The sequence below is a fragment of the Kitasatospora sp. NPDC089797 genome, from assembly GCF_040684795.1.
GTDB lineage: Bacteria > Actinomycetota > Actinomycetes > Streptomycetales > Streptomycetaceae > Kitasatospora.
Map to the genome: position 1 here is coordinate 137,040 of NZ_JBFBGS010000007.1, position 20,992 is coordinate 158,031.

The 20,992-nt window shown below is 75.2% G+C and carries 17 protein-coding genes; 9 read left to right on the top strand and 8 right to left on the bottom strand.

The features are described from left to right. Positions 1–31: 31 nt before the first annotated feature. The 4 genes from AB0O91_RS07900 to AB0O91_RS07915 form a co-directional block, all read right to left on the bottom strand. Positions 32–1,039: an NADP-dependent oxidoreductase gene (locus tag AB0O91_RS07900; protein WP_363429059.1), complete on the bottom strand. Its 1,008-nt coding sequence runs from the start codon at positions 1,037–1,039 to the stop codon at positions 32–34. A gap of 158 nt (positions 1,040–1,197) precedes the next feature. Beyond that, complete coding sequence (locus tag AB0O91_RS07905; protein WP_363429061.1) at positions 1,198–1,674, bottom strand: GerMN domain-containing protein; 477 nt, start codon at positions 1,672–1,674, stop codon at positions 1,198–1,200. Next, entirely contained in the window at positions 1,671–3,164 is a 1,494-nt protein-coding gene (locus AB0O91_RS07910) for a HAMP domain-containing sensor histidine kinase (protein WP_363429063.1), read from the bottom strand. Before AB0O91_RS07910 ends, AB0O91_RS07905 begins: the two co-directional genes overlap by 4 nt. Beyond that, complete coding sequence (locus AB0O91_RS07915) at positions 3,161–3,841, bottom strand: response regulator transcription factor (RefSeq protein ID WP_363429065.1); 681 nt, start codon at positions 3,839–3,841, stop codon at positions 3,161–3,163. Before AB0O91_RS07915 ends, AB0O91_RS07910 begins: the two co-directional genes overlap by 4 nt. A gap of 299 nt (positions 3,842–4,140) precedes the next feature. Between AB0O91_RS07915 and AB0O91_RS07920 the strand changes: the two genes are divergently transcribed. Next, a complete protein-coding gene (locus tag AB0O91_RS07920; RefSeq protein WP_363429157.1) occupies positions 4,141–4,836 on the top strand; it encodes a polysaccharide deacetylase family protein in 696 nt (231 codons plus the stop codon). A gap of 78 nt (positions 4,837–4,914) precedes the next feature. Here AB0O91_RS07920 and AB0O91_RS07925 read toward each other — a convergent pair whose 3' ends face one another. Then, positions 4,915–5,652, bottom strand: a complete 738-nt coding sequence (locus tag AB0O91_RS07925; protein ID WP_363429067.1) for a TetR/AcrR family transcriptional regulator — start codon at positions 5,650–5,652, stop codon at positions 4,915–4,917. A 95-nt stretch (positions 5,653–5,747) separates the two neighbouring features. Here AB0O91_RS07925 and AB0O91_RS07930 point away from each other — a divergent pair, with 95 nt between their 5' ends. Next, the gene (locus tag AB0O91_RS07930) at positions 5,748–6,914 is read left to right on the top strand and encodes an FAD-dependent monooxygenase (RefSeq protein WP_363429069.1); all 1,167 of its coding nucleotides are present in this window, start codon (positions 5,748–5,750) and stop codon (positions 6,912–6,914) included. 43 nt (positions 6,915–6,957) lie between these two features. Here the strand turns inward: AB0O91_RS07930 and AB0O91_RS07935 are convergent, their stop codons facing one another. Beyond that, on the bottom strand, positions 6,958–7,839 hold the full coding sequence (locus AB0O91_RS07935) for an alpha/beta fold hydrolase (RefSeq protein ID WP_363429071.1): 882 nt from the start codon (positions 7,837–7,839) through the stop codon (positions 6,958–6,960). A gap of 116 nt (positions 7,840–7,955) precedes the next feature. Here AB0O91_RS07935 and AB0O91_RS07940 point away from each other — a divergent pair, with 116 nt between their 5' ends. After that, positions 7,956–9,935, top strand: coding sequence for a BTAD domain-containing putative transcriptional regulator (locus tag AB0O91_RS07940; protein ID WP_363429073.1), 1,980 nt, complete (start codon positions 7,956–7,958; stop codon positions 9,933–9,935). Between the two features lie 55 nt (positions 9,936–9,990). Here the strand turns inward: AB0O91_RS07940 and AB0O91_RS07945 are convergent, their stop codons facing one another. Further along, complete coding sequence (locus AB0O91_RS07945) at positions 9,991–12,558, bottom strand: collagenase (protein WP_363429075.1); 2,568 nt, start codon at positions 12,556–12,558, stop codon at positions 9,991–9,993. Between the two features lie 281 nt (positions 12,559–12,839). Here AB0O91_RS07945 and AB0O91_RS07950 point away from each other — a divergent pair, with 281 nt between their 5' ends. Both AB0O91_RS07950 and AB0O91_RS07955 read left to right on the top strand, forming a co-directional pair. Continuing rightward, positions 12,840–12,986 carry a hypothetical protein gene (locus AB0O91_RS07950; protein WP_363429077.1) on the top strand — a complete coding sequence of 49 codons (147 nt, stop codon included), beginning with the start codon at positions 12,840–12,842 and terminating at the stop codon, positions 12,984–12,986. 310 nt (positions 12,987–13,296) lie between these two features. Continuing rightward, positions 13,297–14,499 (top strand): acyl-CoA dehydrogenase family protein, encoded by a 1,203-nt coding sequence (locus AB0O91_RS07955; RefSeq protein ID WP_363429079.1) that lies wholly within the window; start codon positions 13,297–13,299, stop codon positions 14,497–14,499. A gap of 62 nt (positions 14,500–14,561) precedes the next feature. Here AB0O91_RS07955 and AB0O91_RS07960 read toward each other — a convergent pair whose 3' ends face one another. Beyond that, positions 14,562–15,410, bottom strand: a complete 849-nt coding sequence (locus tag AB0O91_RS07960; RefSeq protein ID WP_363429081.1) for a LysR family transcriptional regulator — start codon at positions 15,408–15,410, stop codon at positions 14,562–14,564. Positions 15,411–15,569: 159 nt separating this feature from the next. Here AB0O91_RS07960 and AB0O91_RS07965 point away from each other — a divergent pair, with 159 nt between their 5' ends. The 4 genes from AB0O91_RS07965 to AB0O91_RS07980 are packed head-to-tail and all read left to right on the top strand — an operon-like array spanning position 15,570 to position 20,866. Then, positions 15,570–17,219 carry an ABC transporter substrate-binding protein gene (locus tag AB0O91_RS07965; protein ID WP_363429083.1) on the top strand — a complete coding sequence of 550 codons (1,650 nt, stop codon included), beginning with the start codon at positions 15,570–15,572 and terminating at the stop codon, positions 17,217–17,219. Continuing rightward, positions 17,216–18,199: an ABC transporter permease gene (locus tag AB0O91_RS07970; RefSeq protein WP_363429085.1), complete on the top strand. Its 984-nt coding sequence runs from the start codon at positions 17,216–17,218 to the stop codon at positions 18,197–18,199. The genes AB0O91_RS07965 and AB0O91_RS07970 overlap by 4 nt, the downstream gene beginning before the upstream one ends. A 4-nt stretch (positions 18,200–18,203) precedes the next feature. After that, positions 18,204–19,049, top strand: a complete 846-nt coding sequence (locus AB0O91_RS07975) for an ABC transporter permease (RefSeq protein WP_363429087.1) — start codon at positions 18,204–18,206, stop codon at positions 19,047–19,049. Then, positions 19,046–20,866, top strand: a complete 1,821-nt coding sequence (locus AB0O91_RS07980) for an ABC transporter ATP-binding protein (protein WP_363429089.1) — start codon at positions 19,046–19,048, stop codon at positions 20,864–20,866. Before AB0O91_RS07975 ends, AB0O91_RS07980 begins: the two co-directional genes overlap by 4 nt. Positions 20,867–20,992 lie beyond the last annotated feature (126 nt).

The window sequence follows — 20,992 nt, forward strand, 5'->3', positions numbered from 1 at the left end:
CGGGGCCGCCCCGTCTCGGGCCGACGTCCGCTCAGGTGAGGCGGAGCACCAGCTTGCCGGTGTTCTCGCCGCGGAACAGCATGCCGAGGGTGGCCGGGAAGTCGGCGACGGTGCCCTCGACCAGGTGCTCCTTGACCTTGATCCGGCCGTCGCCGATCCAGCCCGCCAGCTCGGCGGCGGCCTCCGGGTAGCGGCGGGCGTAGTCGAAGACCACGAAGCCCTCCATGCGGGCCCGACGCACCAGCAGCGCAAGGTAGTTGGACGGGCCCTGGACGGCGCCCTCGGTGTTGTACTGGCTGATCGCACCGCAGAGCACCACCCGGGCGTGCATCGCGAGGCGGGTCAGCGCGGCGTCCAGGACCGGGCCGCCGACGTTGTCGAAGTAGACGTCGATGCCGTCCGGGGCGTGGGCGCGGAGCGCCTTGCGGACGTCCTCGGTGCGGTAGTCGATCGCCGCGTCGAAGCCCAACTCCCCGGTCAGCACGGCGCACTTCTCCGGCCCGCCGGCGATGCCGACCACCCGGCAGCCCTTCAGCCGGGCGATCTGGCCGACCATCGTGCCGACCGCCCCGGCGGCGCCGGAGACCACCACGGTCTCGCCCTCCTTGAGCGCGCCGACCTCCAACAGCCCGAAGTAGGCGGTCATCCCGGGCATCCCGAGCGCCCCCAGGTAGGTGGACGGCGCGGCGAGCGCGGGATCGATCCTGAACGCCCCCTTGCCGTCCGACACCGCGTACTCCTGGACCCCGAAGGCCCCCACCACGAGGTCGCCGACCCGGAACTCCGGGTGGTCCGAGGCCAGCACCTCGACCACCGACCCGGCCCGCATCACCTCGCCCAGCCCCACCGGCGGCAGGTACGACGGCCGGTCGTCCAGCCACCCGCGCATCGCCGGGTCCAGCGACACGTACCGGGTCCGGCCGAGGAACTCCCCCTCGCCGGGCACCGGCACGGGCTCCTCCGTGTGGGTCCAGTCCTCGGGTCGGACCTCGCCGACCGGCCGACGGGCGAGGCGGATCTGGCGGTTGACTCCGGTCACGGCAACTCCTGGGGGTGCGCTTCGCGGGGGACGCGGACAGGCGTCCGAGTCTAAGCAAGCGCTTAGTCATATGACCAGGGAATGCCCGAATCCATGCCGGTGGAGTGCGGCCAGGTGCCGGGGTGCGGCGGGGACGGCGGGGACGGCGCCCGACGGTGTCAGCCGCCGCGGTGGAGGTCGCACTCCTGGTGGATGGGGGCGGGGGCGTCGCTGCTGAGGAGGGCGATCCTGGGGGCGGGGCCGGGGGCGGGGGCGTCCTCGGCGGTGCAGACGAGTTGTTGGACGGCGGGGGCGGAGAGCGAGGCGGCGGGCCAGGAGAGGGTGAGGGTGACGGTGCCCGGGGTGGTGGTGGCCTGGATGCGGCCGCCGGGCGGAAGGTCGCTGTAGAGGCCGGAGCGCCGTTCGGCGGGGTCGGGGCCGGTGGCCAGGGTGTCCAGGGTCTGCTGGAGGTCCTCGCGTTGGCTGCCGGGGCGGATGGTCAGGTGGATGCCGTGCTGGTCGAGGAAGTAGAGCCTGGTCCCCGGCTGGATGCCGGTGGCGGCCTGTCCGCTCTTCACGGCCCCGGTGGTGGAGATGGAGCAGCCGCAGGCGGTGAGCAGCAGGGCGGCCACGGCGGTCAGGCGGCGGGGGGTCACTCGGTCTCCTCGGTGTCGAGGCCGCGGGGCAGCACCAGGGTGAACACCGCACCGCCGCCGGGGGTGTTGGCGGCCTGGATGACGCCGCCGTGCAGCCGGGCGTTCTCCTGGGCGATGGCGAGGCCGAGGCCGCTGCCCTCGGAGCGGGCGCGGGCCTTGTCGGCCTTGTAGAAGCGGTCGAAGAGGTGGGGGAGCGCGGCGGGCGGGATGCCCGGCCCGGTGTCGGTGACGGTGAGCACGAGGTCCTCGTCCGAGCCCCGGAGGGCCAGCCGGACGGGCGGGCGGCCGTGCCGCAGGGCGTTGCCGGCCAGGTTGGCGACGATCACGTCGAAGCGGCGCGGGTCGAGCTCCGAGGGCAGGGCGGCGGGCAGGTCGAGGGTGATCCGGTCGAGCCAGCCGCGCAGGTCGAGGGTGTCGCGGACGGCGGTGGCGGCGTCGATCCGCTCGGTGCGCAGCGGGGCGGCCCCGGCGTCCAGGCGGGAGATCTCGATCAGGTCGTTGACCAGCCGGGTCAGCCGTACGGTCTCGTTGCTGATCATGCGCAGGGCGGCGGCGGTGTCGGCGGGGAGCTGTTCGGCGTCCTCGTCGAGGATGTCGGTGACGGCGAGCATCGCGGCCAGCGGGGTGCGCAGTTCGTGCGAGACGTCGGCGGCGAAGCGCCGGCCCTGGGACTCGACGGCGCGCAACTCCTCGATGGTGCCGTGGAGGGTGCGGGCGGTGTGGTTGAAGGTCTTGGACAGCTGGGCGAGTTCGTCGTGTCCGGTGACGGTGAGCCGGGTGTCCAGCCGGCCCTGGGCGAGGGCGTGGGCGGCGTCGCCCAGGGCCCGGACCGGGCGCAGCACCTGGCGGGCGGCGAGCAGCGCGAGCCCGGCGGCCAGGACGGCGGCGAACGCCCCGGCTCCGGCGGCCGCGGCGAGCAGGGCGTCGGCGGCGCTCTGTTCGCGGTCGAGCGGCAGGGCGGCGTAGACGGTGAGTCCGGAGGGCCCGGTCGGGCCGGCGGGCAGGGTGGCGGCGTAGCCGACCGGGACGCCGACGGCGAGCCACGGGTGGTCGTCGGCGCCGAACCGCTGGAAGGCGGCGCGGCCGGCGCCAACCACGCGTTCCAGGGTCGGCGGGACGGCGAAGGGCTGGGTCCACTCGGAGTGGGTGATGCCGTACGCGGCCAGCACCCGCCAGTCCCGGAACCCGCCGGTGCCGGACAACTCCCCGGCCAGCCGGTCGAGTTCGCCCTGGGTGGGCGGGAACGGCAGGTCGGGGGCGAGGACGTCGACGCGTCGGCGCAGCTCGTCCAGGGCGGTGTCCTGGGTGAGGTCGAGCGTCGAGTTGGTGGCGGCCCGGTAGGTGAGTGCCGCGGTGGCCAGCGCACTCAGCGCGGCCACGGCGACGAACGCGACCAGCAGCCGCGGGCGCAGGCCGGCCGCCGCGCGGCGCAGCCGCAGCAGCCGGGGCGGGCGGGGGTGCTCGGGCGGAGCGCCGTCGGCGGCGGTCACAGCGGGCCGAACCGGTAGCCGAAGCCGCGCACCGTCTGGACGTAGCGCGGCGCGGAGGGGGTGTCCTCGATCCTGGCGCGCAGCCGGTTGACCCCGGCGTCGACCAGGCGGATGTCCTCCTGGCGCCCGAACCCCCAGACGGATTCGAGGAGTTGCTCCCGGCTGAAGACCCGGCCCGGGGCGGCGGCGAGTTCCAGCAGCAGCCGCAGCTCGCTGGGCGGGAGCGGGAGCGGGACGCCGTGCTTGGTGACGGTCAGCGCGGCCCGGTCCAGCACCAGGTCCCCGTGCGCCTCGCGCTCCGGTCCCGGGGCGAGGCCGGAACTGCGGCGCAGCACCGCGCGGATCCGGGCGTCCAGGACGCGGGACTGCGCGGGTTTGACCACGTAGTCGTCGGCCCCGGCCTCCAGGCCGAGCACGGTGTCCACGTCCTCCCCGAGCGCGGTCAGCATGATCACCGGGGTGGGCCCGGCCCGCCGCAGCCGCCGGCAGACCTCGAAGCCGTCGATGCCCGGCAGCATCAGGTCCAGCACGACCAGCTCCGGCGGCTCCTGCCGGGCCCGCTCCAGGCCCTCCTCGCCGGAGGCCGCGGTGCGCACCTGATGGCCCTGGCGGCGCAGGCCCAGCGCCAGCGCCTCCCGTACGGAGTCGTCGTCCTCGATCAGCAGTACCCGTGGCATGTCAGCCAGTATCCGGGGGTGACCTGCGGAAACGTGCCTGCGGCGCGGGTCCGGTCGGGGTTGTTGCGAAATGCTCATCCGCAGCTCACGGGGTGCGCAAAGGGGCGGCCGAGGGTGGTGGGCACCGAGACACCCCCGAGGAACCGAGGAGCACCGCCGTGCGCCAGCACCCCGAGCCGACCCCGACCGACGAGACCCCGCGCAGCTGGTACCCGCGGGCGGAGCTGCTGCGCCGCCCGTCCGGCCGACGCGGCGCGGCCCTGGGGCTCGCCGCCCTCGGCGCGGCGGCGCTGACCCTGCTGGGCGTGGGCCAGGCGGTGAACCGGGCGGTCGCGCCGACCGCCGGCAGCGGGGCGGTGGCGGCCCCGGACCCGGCGCTGCCCGCGCCGCTGGTCGACATGGGCATCTCCCGCACGTCCGAGGACCCGGGCCGGACCGTCAACCTGACCATCGACGACGGCCCGGACCCGCAGTGGACCCCGAAGGTCCTGGACGTCCTGGCCCGCAACGGCGCCAAGGCCGTCTTCTGCATGCTCGGGCCCAACGCCCGGGCCCACCCCGAGCTGGCCCGCAAGGTGGTCGCCGCCGGGCACCGGCTGTGCGACCACTCGGTCAGCCATGACACCGCGATGGACCACAAGGACGTGGCCTACCAGGAGAAGGAGATCGTCGACGGGCAGCGGATGATCCAGGAGGCCACCGACGGCGCGCCGGTCCCGTACTACCGGGCGCCCGGTGGGGCGTTCACCCCCGAGAGCCGGCAGATCGCCGCCGCCCACGGCATGCGCCCGCGCGGCTGGAACGTCGACACCCGGGACTTCGAACGCCCCGGGGTCGAGAAGATCGTGGAGACCGCGAAGGCCCAGCTGCGGATCGGCCCGACCGTGCTGCTGCACGACGGCGGCGGCAACCGCGCCCAGACCCTCGCGGCGCTGGAGCAGCTGTTGCCGTGGCTGACCGAGAACGGCTACGCCTTCAGCTTCCCCGAGCGGTGACCGTCCGGGCGGGAACGGCCTCGGGCGCGGACGGCCTCCGGGCACGGCCGGTCCGGGCGCGGACGGGCCCCGGCCCGGTCAGTCGGCCGCGGGCCGCAGGCCGTCCACGAGCAGGCCGAGGGCGAAGGCGAAGCGGTCGGGGCCGGTGCCGGAGGCCAGCTCGGCGGCGTGGCGCCGGGTGTGCGGGAACCGTTCGGCCGGCAGGGCGGCGAAGCGCTCCACCACCTCCTCGCGGCTGAGCACCCACTCCTCGTCCTGCTCCGCGCGCCGCCGGCGGACCAGCGACTGCTCCAGTGCGTAGGCGCCGACGTAGAGCGAGAGCGCGTCGCGGGCCCAGCCGGCCGTCCGCGGGTCGATGCCGCCCGCGAGCAGGATCGCCAGGATGCCTTCGCCGACCCGCAGGGTCTCCAGGTTGGTGGGCACCGCGGCCAGCGCGGCGCGCGAGACCCCGGGGTACGCCAGGTAGAGGTCGCGGATCTGGGCGTACACGTCGAGCAGCTGCGCGCGCCAGGCGGCCGGGTCAGGGGCGGGGAGCACGACCCCGGCGTAGAGCCTGCCGATCAGCAGGTCGTCCAGGTCGTCCTTGTTGACGATGTGCGCGTACAGCGAGGACGGGCCGGTGCCGAGCACGGCGGCGACCCGGCGGATGGTCAGCGCGTCGTACCCCTCGGTGGCGACCACCTCCAGGGCGGCGTCGGTGATCCGCTCGACGGTGATGGGCTTCTTGCGCGGCGCGGGCGCGGCGGCCTCCGCCGCGGGCTGCGCGGAGGGCTTGGCGTGGCGGGCCGCGCGGTGTCGGCGGGGATCGACGGGCATGCCGGTCACCCTACCTTGACACGATCTAAGTTCGTTGAGTAGAACGGTGTTCGTCAGGGACGAACTAAGTTCGTGTCGACATTCGGAGGTACGTGATGCGAGTTTCCGTGGTCGGGGCCGGTCTGGGCGGCCTGGCCCTCGCGCAGGGTCTGCGGGGCACCGGTGTCGAGGCCGAGGTGTTCGAACGCGACCCGGGGATCGCCGCCCGGTTCCAGGGCTACCGGCTCGTGCTGGACCCGGTCGGCTTCCAGGCGGTGCGCGACTGCCTGCCGACGCACTGGCACCCGCTGCTCGACGAGATCGTCATGCCCGCCTCCGCCGAGCAGCTCGTGCTGGACCCCCGGCTGAACGAGATCGGCCGGCTCGGCGCGGGCCGGACCGGCATCGTGGTCGACCGGCAGGTGCTGCGGCACCTGCTGCTGACCGGCCTCACCGTCCACACCGACGCCGCACTGACCGGCTACCAGCTGTCGGCCGACGGCACCGTCCGGGCCCGGTTCGCCCGCCGCGACCCGGCCGCCGCCGACCTGTACGCCGACGCGGACCTGCTGGTCGGCGCCGACGGCGTCGGCTCCGCGGTCCGCGGGGTGCTGTCGCCGCGGACCACCCCGACCGACACCGGCGTCCGGTTCGTCATCGGCCGCACCCCGCTGACCGACGAGTTCGCCGGGCTCGCCAAGGCCTACGGCTCGAAGATCACCGACGGCGGCGTCAGCCTGCTGCTCGGCGCCATGCGCTTCCGCACCCCGCCCCGGCTGGCCGCCGAGCGACTCGCCCCCGAGGTCACCCTGCCCGACCTCGGCGACTACGTGCGCTGGGCGATGATCCTCCCGCCGGATGCCCCGTCGGGCACCTCGCCGGACGAGGCGTCGGGCGACCTGAGCGCACCGGAGGCGGTGCTGTCCCGGATGGACGGCTGGCACCCGGAGCTGCGCGCCCTGATCGAGCAGGCCGACCCGGACAACAGCACCCTGCTGTCCATCCGGGTCGTCCGGCCCGGCGAGCGCTGGGCGCCCGGCCCGGTCACGCTGCTCGGCGACGCCATCCACGCCACCTCCCCGACCGGCGGCAACGGCGCCAACACCGCGCTGCGCGACGCCGACCTGCTGCGCCGCCGACTGATCGAGGTGGCCGACGGCCGCCGGGACCAGCGCGACGCGGTCGAGGACTACGAGCGGCGGATGTTCGCCTACGGCGCCGAGGCCGTGCGCAGCAGCCTGGAGCGGCTGCCCGCCTTCGCCCCCGGCGCGAAGCCGGCCTGAGGCCGCAGCGAGGCCGACCGGCCGCCTCGGGCCGGCGCCCGGCTCAGCGCGCCAGCAGCGCGCGGAGCGCGTCGGCGACCAGCGCGGGCGCCTCCTCGGCCATGAAGTGGCCGCAGTCGACGGTGCGGTGCACCAGGTCGGGGGCCCAGGCCCGCCACAGCACGGCGGCGTCGAAGCCGAGGGCGGCGCCCCAGTCCTGCTGGAGCACCGTGACGGGCATGCCCAGGACGCGTCCGGCGGCCCGGTCGGCGGTGTCGTGCGCGACGTCGATCCCGGCCGAGGCGCGGTAGTCGGCCACGATGGACGGGACGGCCGCGCGGCAGGCGGCCAGGTAGGTGCTCCGGACCTCGGCCGGGATCGCGGCGCCGTCCCGGGCCCAGAGGTCCAGGAAGTGGCCGAAGAACGCGTCCGCCGAGGCGGTGATCAGCTGCTCGGGCAACCCCGGCGGCTGGGCCATCAGGTAGAGGTGGAAGCCGACGGCCGCCTGGACCCCGTGCATCACCTCCCACATGTCGAGGGTCGGCAGGACGTCCAGCGAGGCCAGGTGGGTGACCCGGTCGGGGTGGTCCAGGGCGGTGCGGAACGCGACCAGCGCGCCCCGGTCGTGCCCGGCCAGCGCGAAGCGCTCGTGGCCGAGCGCGGCGGCGAGGGCGACGATGTCGGCGGCCATGGTGCGCTTGGCGTAGGCGAGGCCGTCGGCGGTCTCGGCGGGCTTGTCGCTGGCCCCGTAGCCGCGCAGGTCGGGGCAGATCACGGTGTGCTCGGCGGCCAGGTCGGCGGCGACGTGCCGCCACATCAGATGGGTCTGCGGAAAGCCGTGCAACAGCACGACCGGGCTGCCCTGGCCGCCGACGGCGGTGTGCAGGGCGACCCCGTCGGCGACGGGCACCCGGTGGTACGCGAAGCCGGGGACGGTGACGGTCATGGTGGAACCTCTCGCTCGGGGCGGTCGGGACGAGCCTGCCGGGCCCGGATCAGCATTCGATCAGCGCGCTAGCCTGACCTGCGGGAACGAATCGGAGTGGTCGGGAAAGGGGCACGGTGGCGCAGGTCGGGTTCGGGGTGCTCGGCGCGCTGGGCGCGGAGCGGGACGGCACCGCCCTCGGGCTCCGGGGGCCCCGGCACCGGGCCGTGCTGGCCCGGCTGATCGTCGCCCGCCGCCGGGTCGTCCCGGTCACCCGGCTGGTCGACGACCTGTGGGCCGACCCGCCGCCCGCCGCCCTCGGGGCGCTGCGCACCTTCGTCGCCGACCTGCGCCGGGTGCTGGAACCCGAGCGGCCGCCGCGCGCCCCCGCCCGGCTGCTGGCCACCGAGGGGCCCGGGTACGTGCTGCGCCCGGAGCCGCAGGCGGTGGACGCCTGGCGGTTCGAGACGGCGGTCGACGAGGCGGCCGGGCTGTCCGCCGAACGGGCCCTGGCCCGGCTGGACGCGGCCCTGGCGCTGTGGCGCGGCCCCGCGTACGCCGACCACGCGGAGGAGGACTGGACCCGGGCCGAGCGGACCCGGCTCACCGAACTGCGGCTGCGCGCGGTCGAGCAGCGGGCCGGGGCGCTGCTGGCGCTCGGCCGCGCCGCGCAGGCCGTCCCCGACCTGCGGGCCCACCTGGCGGACCAGCCCTGGCGCGAGGAGGCCTGGCGGCTGCTGGCCCTCGCCCTGTACCGCACGGGCCGTCAGGGCGAGGCGCTGGCCGCGCTGCGCGAGGCCCGGGCGGTGCTCGCGGACGGCCTCGGCCTGGACCCGGGCCCCGCGCTGCGCCGGCTGGAGGCGGACGTCCTGGCCCAGGACCCGGCACTGGAGGCGGACGTCCCGGCCCGGGGTCCGGTGCCGGACGGCGGCGCCGACGCCTCGGCGGCCCGGCTGTGGCACCGGGTGGCGAGCGCGTACGACCGGACGGTGGCGCTGGGCGCGCGGGCCCGGCTGGAGAGCACCGTCGGCCTGATGCGCGGCCTGGCGGTGAGCGGCGGCGCCGGGCTGGACGCGGCCCGCGCGCAGCGGTCGGCGGTCATCGCGGGTGCGGAGGAGTACGGCGATCCGGAGCTGACCGCCCGGGTCATCGGCGCCTTCGACGTGCCCGCGATCTGGACCCGCAGCGACGATCCGGGGCTCGCCGCCGGGGTGGTCGCGGCCGCCGAACGCACCCTGGCGGCGCTGCCCGCCGGGGACACCGCGGCCCGGTGCCGGCTGCTGGCCACCGTGGCGCTGGAGTCGCGCGGCACCCGGGAGCCCCGGGCCCCGCGGGCCGCGCGCGAGGCGGAGGCGATCGCCCGGCGGCTGAACGACCCGGCGCTGCTCGCCTTCGCGCTGAACGGCCGCTTCATGCAGTCCTGCACCCGGGCCGGGCTGGCGGGCGAACGGGACGCGATCGGTGCGGAGCTGGTGGCGTTGTCCGCCCGGCACGGGCTGGTCGTGCACGAGGTGCTGGGCCACCTGATCCGGATCCAGTCCGCCTGCGCCCGGGGGGACTTCGGGGCGGGGGACCGGCACGCGGCGGCCGCCCGCGAACTGTCGGACCGTCATGAACTGCCGCTGGTGGGGGTGTTCACCGCCTGGTACCGGGCGCTGCGGTCGGCCGCGGGCGGCCGCCGCGCCGAGGCGGAGACGGCCTGTCGCGCCGCGGCCGCGGCGCTGCCCGGTGCGGGCATGCCCGGCCTGGAGGCGGGGCTGTTGCCGCTCGCCCTGCTGGCGCTGCGGATCGCGGACGGGGAGTGGTGCCCCGCGGTGGACCTCGACCAGGACTGGGGCCCGTACCGGCCCTGGGTGGAGCCGTTCGCGCTGCTCGCCGTCGGGGACACCGGTGCCGTCCGGGCCGCGCTGCGGGCGCTGCCGCCCTCGCCCGCCGATCTGCTGTACGAGGCGCGCTGCTGCCTGGAGGCCGTCCTCGCGGTCGGGGCGGGGGACCGGGAGGCGATGGCCGGGGTGCGGGCCGGGCTGCTGCCCGCCGCCGGGGAACTGGCCGGGGCCGGCAGCGGTCTGCTCAGCTTCGGGCCGGTCGACCGGTACCTGGACGCCCTGGCGGGCTGACGGCGGGCGGCGCGCCTCCTCCGGAGGAGACGCGCCGCCTTGGTCAACTCCGTTGTCAGAACTGGGTGCTGACGGTCACTCCGGTGAAGTCGGTGACGGCGTACAGGCTGATGTACCGGTAGCCGGCCGTGGGGTTGGTGACGGTGAGGGTCTGCGCGGTGCCGGGCTTGGTGGAGGAGGCGGTGAAGGCGCTGGGGGAGGCCCAGGTGTCGGCGTTGTAGTAGAGCGCGGCGTTGCCGGTGCCGCCGGAGGTGGAGACCTTCAGGGTGCTGGTGCCGGCCGGGAGGTAGACGTAGAAGTAGTCGAGGTTGCCGGCGGTGCGGGCCTGGTTCGGCCGGGAGCAGTTCTGCCCGAGGGCGTCGGTGCGCGGGTCGGTGCAGGTCGGCGGGGTGGTGCTGCCGCCGCCGGTGGTGATGACCACCGAGGTCGGGGTGCTGGCGGTCCGGCCGGCGCTGTCGGTGACGGTCAGGGCGACGGTGTAGGTGCCGGGGTTGGCGTAGCTGTGCACCGGGTTCTGCTGGTCGGAGCTGCTGCCGTCACCGAAGGTCCAGTGCCAGGAGGCCAGCTTGGCCTGGGAGTTGGTCTCCACCGACTGGTCGGTGAGGGTGACGGTGGCGCCGTCGACGGACTGGCCGAAGAGCGCGGTGGGGCCGTCGGCGTAGCAGGCGCCGGCGGCGCAGGCGTTCAGCCAGCTGTCGAAGTCGGCGTCGTAGGAGGTGCCGAGGCCGTTGTAGACCGCGTAGCCGCCCTGGTAGTCGCCGGTGCGGAAGTGGCCGAGCATGTTCTGGACGTCGGCGGGGTGCTTCTCCAGCATGTAGCGGACGGCGAGGTAGCCCCACGGGTAGGTGCGCACCGTGTCCGAGTTGTCGTAGGTGTTCTGGAAGACGGTGCTCAGCTTGTAGCGGTGGGTGGCGGCCTCGGCCATCGCCTGGGTGTCGGTGGTGCCGCGGTAGGTGTAGGACTCGTACTCGGCGACGCCCTCGATCCACCAGATGTCGGGGACGGAGATCTCGGTGCCGAAGTTGCCCTTCATGTCGTAGATGTTGTCGAGGTAGTGGGTGTACTCGTGGTTGAGGTTCCACACGTTGGCGGGGAAGCCGTCGTCGTAGGACTTCTTGTACATCACCGACACGGGCTTGTTGGCGGGGTCGGTGACGTCCATGACGGTCTGGCCGCCGTTGTCGGTGGAGTTGTTGTAGATCGCCCAGGAGTACGTCAGGTAGTCGTCCCGGTTGGCGAACACGGCGAGGGTGATGGTCTTGCCGTACTGGCCGGGGATCGGGCCGTTGTCCTTGACCATGGCGTGGAAGAAGGTGTCCTCGCCGCGCAGGCTCGCGCAGACGGTCGCCAGCTCCGCGGGGGTGAGGTCCTCGGTGCGTATGGTGCGGTTGTCGCAGACCAGGGTGTTGGGCAGGACGGCGGCGGTGAGCTTGCCGGGCAGGTCGCAGGTGCCGTAGTAGGAGCAGCTCGCGTTGTCGTACTGGTTGGCGTTGTACGCGGTGTAGACGTACAGCGGGCCGGTGCTGCCGGTGACCGGGGTGCCGTCGAGGACCTGCTTGACCAGCGGCCGGGTGAAGGCCGCGACGGCGCCGCCGTCGCCGGCGGTGCGGGCGAGGTCGTTGCCGGCGTTGACGTCGAGGAACTGGTTGGCGGTGCCGAGCAGGTCCTTGTGGTGCTGGGCGAAGTTCGCCAGTGAGGTGATCACGGCCGGGTCGGCGGCGATCGCGCTGACGTAGGCCGGGTTCCAGTTGGCCCGCCACAGCGGCGCGTACAGCACGGCGTTGACGGCCTTCACCATCTTGGGGAAGGCGTTGTAGCCGTTGTCGTAACCGTCCAGGACCTGCCGGTAGACCGTCAGGTACCGGCTCTGGAGGTCGGCGCTGTCGGTGAGGACCAGCACCTCGTTGAGCACGGTGCCGTTGGCGTCGCTGACGTCGTGCCAGTGCGCGCCGGCGAAGAAGGCGTCCAGGCCCGCCTTGACGGCGGCGGTGAGGGAGGCGTCGTAGGGCCCGACGGTGCCCGCGTTGTTGGACTGGACGTAGTAGCCGGCCCGCAGGAAGAGCACCAGCTGGAGCAGGTTCGCGGAGTTGTCGCCGGTGTAGTGCGCGGCCTGGGCCTTGAAGGCCTCGGCGACGGCGAGCATCTGCGACTGCTTGAAGACGCCGGCCGCGTCGGTGCCGGTGACGTTGAACAGCGTGCTGACGCAGTCGGTGGTCGAGCCCTGGACGAAGGAGACCAGGTCGGCGCCGCTGCGGGCGGCGAAGTCGGCGGGCAGGCAGCCGGCCGCGGCGGGGGCCAGGGCGGTCAGCGCCCGCTTGGCCGACGGGGTGGCGGCGGGGTGCTGGGCGCGCGACTGCGGACCGGTCTGGACGGCCGTGCCGGCGGGCTGGAGCGCCTGGCCGAGCAGCTCCGGCGGGAGCGGTGCGGCGGTGCGGCCCAGCTCCTCCGAGGCGGGGGCGGCGATCTCGGCGCCGAACGGCCTTGGCGTTGTGGGCGCGTGGGCCGTGGTGGCCGGGGCCGCGGCGGTCGCCGGGGAGGCGGCGAGCGCGGGGGTCGGGAGCAGGGCGGCCGGGCCGGCGAGGGCGGCGGCCACCAGGAGCGGAAGGGATTGGCGCAGACGCACTGCGGTGTCCTTGTCCTGAGGTGGGGGAGGTGACGCGGCGTCGGTCACGAGGCGGAGGGGGAGTTGACGTGGGACCTGTCACCGGAATCAGGGTCAGAACAATGTCACAGGTTATATGTCATCGCAAGGGTGTGGTCGGGGGCGGAAGGGCCCGTTCCGGACGGTTCACGGACGTGGGTCAACAGCGGGCAAAGAACGCCCCATCGATAAGCGTTCGCGGTCGGTACCGATCGCAAGTCGGGTGTGGACGGGCGATGGTCCAACCCTGCATGCTCGACCCCATGGTGGGGAACGGGAGTGCGAACTGGGGTGGCCGGGAGTCGGCCCGCCCGCTCGCCTGCCCGCGACTCCGCCCCGCGCCGATGCCGCTGCTGACCAGCCGTCGCATCGTCGACTTCGGCCTGCTCTGCTCGGCCGGCTGTCGCTGAGCCGACGCCCGCGGCGTTCCCCGGTCGGCCCGCGGGGCTGACCCCCGGCCCGCCGCCCCCGGCCCGCCGACCCGTGGGGCGGAGCACCCGCCGCGAACCGGCCCGGTGCCCGGACGCCTCTCCACTCCTGCCCATGTCACCGCCCGTCAGCGTCCCGACCGCGCCCGCCGCCGAGCGGGCCGACCGCGGACCGCGGCGCCGGCCCGTCGCGCCGGAACCCGCCCGGGGCCGATCCCCCGCACGGCCCGACGGTCCGTCAACACCGCTGCCCAGCTGACGAGTCGGCCTGCCACGACCCCGAGGAACCACCATGACCAGCCACCTCAGCCCCGACGTCGCACCCGCCGAGCGCGGGCTCCAGCTGCCGCACCCCCGACTGGACCGCCTGGACGAGATCACCGCCGCCCTGGCGAACACCGCCGCCCGGTACGACCGGACCGGGGAGTTCCCGCACGAGGCGATCCGACTCCTGCACGACGCCGGGCTGTTGACCGCGACGGTGGACCGCAGGTGGGGCGGCCCCGGTGTCAGCTTCACCGACCTCGCGCGGATCCTGCTGGCCCTGGGCCGCGGGGACACCTCGGTGGCCCTGATCGCCTGCATGACGCTGGTGCCGCACGCGCTGGAGAGCGGCCGGCCGTGGCCCGAGGCGCTGTACCGGCGGATCCTCGCCGAGTCGGCGGAGCGCCCCACCCTGCTGAACCACGCCCGGGCGGAGCCCGACACCGGCCGCGGCGGCGGCACGGTGGCCCGGCGGACCGCGGACGGTTGGGCGATCACCGGCCGGAAGCGGTTCGTGACCGGTGCGGAGGGGCTGAGCTACTTCCTGCTGTGGGCGACGACCGACGAGCCGGTGCCGCAGCCGGCCGTGTTCGTGGTGCCGGGCGGCACCCCCGGCATCGAGATCCTGCCGACCTGGCGTCAGCTGGGCATGCGGGCCACGGTCAGCCACGAGGTGGTGTTCACCGACGTCCGGGTCGCGGCGGAGGACCTGATCCGCTTCGGCGACCTGGGGCAGCCGGCCCGGGGCGCGGACCCGGCGGCCGACCAGGAGCACGCCAACTCCGTCCTGCTGATCTCGGCCGCGCTGTACCTGGGCGCGGCGCGGGCCGCCCAGGACTTCGTGCACCACACCGGCGTCACCAAGGTGCCCGCCCACCTGGGCCGTCCGATCGCCGCCGGTGAGCGGTTCCGGCACGTGGCCGGGGAGATCGAGGTGCTGCTGTCCACCGCCGAGCAACTGGTGTTCGGCGTGGCGGGCCGGCTGGACCGCGGCGAGGTGGTGGCGGCGAACGAGGCGCTGGCGGCGAAGGTCGCGGTGATCCGCAACCTGACCCAGGCGGTGGAGGCGGCGGTGCGGCTGCTGGGCAGCTCGGCGCTGTCCCAGGACAACCCGCTGGAGCGGATCTTCCGGGACGTCCAGGCCGCGGGGGTGCACGCCCCGCAGGAGGACGCGGCGCTGGTGGGCATCGGGACGGCCGGACTCAACGACTACCTGCGGCAGCTGGGATGACCGCCCGGCCCGCGGACCCGGCCCCCGGTGCCGCCCCCGGCGGGCGCCGGGGCGGCGCGGCCTCAGCCCAGCGAGTCCAGTGCCGAGCGCAGCGCCCGGGTCAACACCGCGGGCGCGCCCGGACGGTAGCGCAGGTGGAGGCGCTCCGGGGGCACCGGCGGCAGGTCGCGGAGGCGCACCAGGCCGGTCGGCAGCGGGCCGTGGTCGGCCAGCAGGGCGATGCCCAGCCCGGCGCGCACCGCGCTGAGCACCCCGGTGAACTGGGCCGCCTCGACGGTCACCGTGGCACCGCGGCCCGCGCCGCCGAGCGCGGCGAACGCCCGCTCGCGCAGCACACAGGGCCCGTCGACCGCGACCAGCGGCACCGGCGCGCCCCCCTCCGGCGGCCGCCAGTCCGGGGCGGCGAGCCAGGACAGCCGCACCCCGCCCGCCCGGACGCTGCGCGGGTGGTCCGGGTCGCCGAGCAACACGGCGGCGTCCACGGTGCCCCGGTCGACGGCCTCGTGCAGCGCGCCGCTGCGGTCCAGCCGGAAGCGGACGGTGTGGCCGGGGCAGTCGGCGAGCACCGAGCGGCCGATCGCCGGCAGCAGGCCCTCGGCGAGGAGTTCGGTGGAGCCGATCAGGAAACCGGGGCGGACGGTCTCGACGAGCCCGAGCCGGGACAGCGCCTCGTCGTGCGCCGCGAGCACCCGGCGGGCCTCGGCGAGGGCGGCCTCGCCGTCGCCGGTGAACCGGATGCCGCGGCCCTGACGCTCCACCAGCGGCCGGCCGATGATCCGTTCCAGCCGTCGCACGTGCTGGCTGACGGCGGACTGGGAGATCTTCAACGCCGCTGCGGCGCGGTGGAATCCGCCGTTCTCGGCGATGGCGACCACGCTCCGCAGCGCGGCGATGTCCAGTGTTCTCGTCACCCTTCGACCCTAACAGCGGGCGAACTCGCCGAGGGGGGGTCCGACCGGCCCCGAATTCGTTGAGCGCAGGGTGCCGAAAGGCCTCACCGGGGATTTCTCGGCGACGACATGAAAACGCAACACACGGAAACAGAAACAGCTTTCGGGAAAAAGGAACTCATGCACATATTCAGACCCGTGGTGGCCCGGGTCCTGGTGTCCGCCCTGGTCGCCCCGCTGCTGCTGGCCGGCTGCTCCGGCGGGGGCGGCGGGGCCGCGGCCGGGGCCGCACCCGTCCCGGGCGGCACCCTGACCTACGCGGTCGACACCGAGCCGGTGTCCTGGGACCCACAGGTGTCCACCCAGGACCTCACCGCCGAACTGCAGCGGCAGGTCCTGGACTCGCTGGTCTCCGAGGACGCCGACGGGACGTTCCACCCCTGGCTGGCGACGTCCTGGGAGTCGGCCCCCGATCTGCGCAGCTTCACCTTCCACCTCCGCACCGACGTGAAGTTCCAGGACGGCACTCCGTTCGACGGCACGGCGGTGAAGGCGAATTTCGACCGCATCGTGGCCAAGGAGACCAAGTCCCAGTACGCGGCGAACCTGCTGGGTTCGTACACCGGCACCACCGTGCTGGACCCGTACACCGTGAAGGTCGGGTTCGACCGGCCGTCGGCGCCGTTCCTCCAGGCGGCCAGCACCAGCTACCTCGGCCTCTACTCGCCCAAGGCGCTGGCCTCGGACGCGGCGAAGCTCGGGCAGGGCGGGCCGGTGGACGTCGGCAGCGGGCCGTTCCGCTTCGTCAGCTACAGCAAGGGCCAACAGGCGGTGTTCGAGCGCAACCCCGACTACCGCTGGGGCCCCGGGACGGCGACCCACACCGGCCCGGCGCACCTGGACAAGGTCGTGGTGCGGTTCCTCCCGGACGCCTCGGTGCGGGTCGGCGCGCTCACCAGCGGCCAGGTGCAGGTGGCCAAGGCGGTGCCCCCGCAGAACGCGGCCGCGGTGAAGGCCGACCCGGCGCTGAAACTGCTCACCCGGGAACAGCCGGGCGGCAACTACAACCTGTGGCTGAACGGCTCGCTGGCCCCGCTGGACGACCAGCGGGTGCGCCAGGCGATCCAGCGCGGCATCGACCTCGACCTCGACGTGAGGACCGTCCAGTTCGGGCAGTTCCCGCGCGCCTGGAGCCCGATCTCCTCGGTCACCCCCGGCTACGACCGGACGCTGGAGCACGCCTGGCCGTACGACCGGGCGCTGGCCGACCGGCTGCTGGACGAGGCGGGCTGGACCGGCCGCGACGCCGACGGCTACCGGACGGCGAACGGCCGCCGGCTCAGCGTGCAGTGGCCGCAGCTGTCGGCCAACGCCACCCAGCAGGGCCGGGACATCCTCGGCCAGGCGATCCAGGCCGACCTGAAGAAGATCGGGGTGGAGGTGGTCCGCCAGTCGCTGGACGTCGGCGCCTACTCGACCCTGGTGTACGGCGGAAAGGCGAACATCGTCGACCTCTCCTGGGCCCGGTTCGAGCCGGACGTGCTCTGGCAGTTCCTCAACTCGGCCAGCGCGCCCGCCAAGGGCGGCATCAACCCGACCTTCCTGCCCGACCCGCAGCTCGACCAGCTCACCGACGCGGGTCGGGCGACCCTCGACCCGGCCGAACGCGCCCAGCTCTACGCGAAGGTGCAGCAGCGGGCGATCGACCAGGCCGTGGTCGTCCCGGTGTACACCCCGGTCGCGCTGACCGGAGTCTCGGCGAAGGTCGGCGGGCTCGGCTTCGACCCCGACACCTGGCTGGACTTCTACGACGCCTGGCGGACCGCGTGACGACGGACCGGGCGACACCGGCGCCGCACCCGGCCGTGCCGCCGTGGCTCCCCGCCCTGCTGAGGGCCGGACTGCGTCGGCTGGCCGGCGCGGCGGCGGTGATGTTCGGCGCCGCGACCCTGGCCTTCGCCGCGCTCCAGCTGATCCCGGGCGACCCGGTCGCCACGCTGCTCGGCCCGGCCACCACCACCCCGCCCGAGGTGCGCGAGACGATCCGGCACGACCTCGGCTTCGACCGGCCGGTGCCGGAGCAGTACCTCCACTACCTGGGCGGACTGCTCCGGGGCGACCTCGGGCAGTCCTACCAGTTGCAGCGCCCGGTGTCCGACCTGATCGCCGAACAGCTCGGCCCGACCGCCCAACTCGCCCTGGCAGCAGTCCTCCTGGCGCTGCTGGTCGCGACCGTCTCGGCGGTCGCGACGGCCGGGCGGCGCCCCGCACTGAAGGCCCTCACCGGCGCCTGGGAGCTGGTGGCCGTCTCCACCCCCTCCTACTGGCTGGGCCTGGTGCTGCTGACGGTGTTCTCCTTCCGGCTGCGGCTGTTCCCGGTCGCCGGCGCCGACGGCGTGGCCGCGCTGGTGCTGCCCGCCGTCACCCTCGCGCTGCCGCTCGCCGGAACCCTGGCCCAGGTGCTGCGCGAGGGGCTGGAGGCGGCGCTCGCCCGGCCCTTCGCGGTGACGGCGCGCGCCCGCGGACTGAGCCGTGCCGGGGTCGTGGTGCGGCACGCGCTGCGGCACGCGGCGGTGCCGCTGCTGACCCTGGCCGGCTGGCTGACCGGCTCGCTGCTCGGCGGGACGGTCCTGGTGGAGTCGGTGTTCGGCCGGCCCGGGGTCGGCTCCCTGGTGCTGTCCGCGGTCAACAGCCGGGACGTGCCGGTGGTGATCGGCGTCGTGCTGCTGTCCGCACTGGTCTTCGTGGTGATCTCGACGGCGGTCGACCTGCTCTCCACCGTCCTCGACCCCCGACTCGGGAACAGGTGATCCGGTGGCCCTCCTCCATGCCCCCGCGGCCCGCCGGGCCGTCCCGCTGCCCCCGCCGGCCGTGCTCGCCGCCGGCGCGGTGCTGCTCCTGATCGTGCTGGCCGGGCTGCTCCCCGACCTGCTCACCGGACAGTCACCGACCGCCACCGACCCCGTGAACGCCCTGCAAACCCCCGGCCCCGCCCACCTGTTGGGCACCGACCAGCTCGGCCGGGACGTGTACGCCCGGCTGGTGCACGGCGCCGGCCCGGCCCTGGCGCTGGGCTTCGGCTCCACCGTGCTCGCGGTGGCCGGCGGCGCGGCGCTCGGCCTGGCCGCCGCCCTCGGCGGCCGGCTCGCCGACCGGCTGCTGATGCGCGCCGCCGACGTGCTGCTCGCCCTGCCCGCGACCCTGCTCGCCCTGCTGGTGATCGCCGTCCTGGGCACCGGCACCGGCAACCTGGTGCTCGCCATCGGGATCGCCCTGGTGCCCGGCTACGGACGGCTGGTGCGCGCCGAGGCGCTGCTGGTGCGCCGCTCCGGCTTCGTGGAGGCCGCCGTCACCCTCGGGCTGCCGCGCCGGACGCTGATCCTGCGCCACGTGCTGCCCAACTCGCTGGCCCCGCTGCTGACCCTGGCCACCGTCGGCTTCGGCACCGCGCTGATCGCCGCCTCCGGCCTCAGCTTCCTCGGCCTCGGACCGCGCCCGCCCTCGCCCGAGTGGGGGGCGATGCTCTCCGAGGGCCGCGGCTTCCTGGCGACCGCCTGGTGGCTCGGGGTGTTCCCCGGCGCGGCCGTCACCCTCACCGTGGCGGCCGTCACCGTGGTCGGCCGCCACCTCCAACAGCGCTTCACCCGGAGGACGCCGTGACCGGAACCCCGCCCGCCCCGCTCCTCGCCGTCGACGGCCTCCGGGTGGCGTTCGGGACCGGCCAGGACGTCGTGCGCGACGTCTCGCTCACCCTGCGGCGCGGCGAGTGCCTGGCCCTGGTCGGCGAGTCCGGCTCCGGCAAGAGCGTCACCGCGCGGACCCTGGTCGGCCTGACCGGACGCCACGCCCGGATCCGGGCCCGGCGGCTGGAGTTCGACGGCCTGGACCTCACCGCCCTCACCGAACGGCGGTGGCAGCAGGTGCGCGGGCGCCGGATCGGCCTGGTGCTCCAGGACGCGCTGGTCTCGCTCGACCCGCTGCGCACCGTCGGCGCGGAGATCGGCGAGGCGCTGCGGGTCCACCGGACGGCCGACCGGGCCCGGGCCCGGGAACGCGTCCCGCGGCTGCTCGCCGACGTCGGCGTACCGGAGCCGGAGCGCCGGGCCGGACAGTACCCCCACCAGCTGTCCGGGGGCCTGCGCCAGCGCGCGCTGATCGCCTCGGCACTGGCCGCCGGCCCCGAACTGCTGCTCGCCGACGAACCGACCACCGCGCTGGACGCCACCGTCCAGGCCCAGGTGCTGGACCTGCTCGGCGACCTGGTCGACCGGGGCACCGCGCTGCTGCTGATCAGCCACGACCTCTCGGTGGTCGAGCGGCTCGCCCAGCGGGTGGCGGTGCTCTACGCGGGCGTCGTGGTCGAACAGGGGCCGGCCGGGCAGGTCCTCGCCGACCCGCAGCACCCCTACACCAAGGCGCTGCTGGCCGCCGTCCCCGGCCGGGCCGGCAAGGGCCGACCGCTCTCGGTGCCCCGGCCGCCCCGCCCGGCCGCCGGGCCGGACGGCTGCCCGTACGCGGCCCGCTGCGCCCCGGCCGACGACCGCTGCCGCCGGGAGCTGCCGACCGCCCCGGACCCGGCGGCCGGGCACACCGCCCGCTGCTGGCACCCGGGCCGGCCGATCCCGCTGCCGCTGCCGATCCCGCGGTCGTCGGCCGAACCCCGGCCGCCCGCGGCCGTACCGGGGTCCGGAGCGGACCGGCCGGTGCTGCTGGAGGTGGACGACGTCGCCAAGACCTACCGGGGCCCGGACGGCACCGCGCACCGGGTGGTGCGGGACGTCTCCTTCACCGTGACGGCCGGCGAGACGCTCGGCCTGGTCGGCGAGTCCGGCTCCGGCAAGACCACGCTGGCCCGGATCGTGCTCGGCCTGCTGGAGCCCGACGCCGGTGCGGTGCGCTTCACCGGCGAGCCGTGGAGCGGACTGCCGGAACGGCTGCGCCGACCGCGCCGAGGGCTGCTGCAACACGTCCCGCAGGACCCGCTGAGCTCCTTCGACCCCCGGCACGACGTGCGCCGGATCGTCGGCGAGGCGCTGGCCGCCGGAGGAGTGCCGCGCGGCGCGGCCCGGGACACCCGGGCGGTCGAACTGCTCGACCAGGTCGGCCTGCCCGCCGCCACCCTGCGCAGCCGCCCGGCCCAGCTGTCCGGCGGACAGCGCCAGCGGGTGGCGATCGCCCGGGCGCTGGCCACCCGGCCCCGGCTGCTGGTCTGCGACGAGCCGGTGTCGGCCCTGGACGTCTCGGTCCAGGCCCAGGTGCTGGACCTGCTGGCCTCGCTCCGGCGGGACCTGGGCCTGGCGCTGCTGTTCGTCTCCCACGACCTGGGCGTGGTGCACCACCTGAGCGACCGGCTGATCGTGCTGAAGGACGGCGAGCTGGTCGAGACCGGCACCGTGGACGAGGTCTTCGACCGCCCCGAACACCCCTACACCAGAAGCCTGCTGGCGGCCGCTTCGGGCGGGAGCCGGGTGGGCTGAGGGGAACGCGGCAGCGACGGACAGGACGGACAGGACGGAACCGGGCGGAACAGTGCGGAACGGAACGGAACACCACCGGGGCGGGCGGGGGAACCCGACCCGCCCCGGCCGGGCACAACGGGGAGC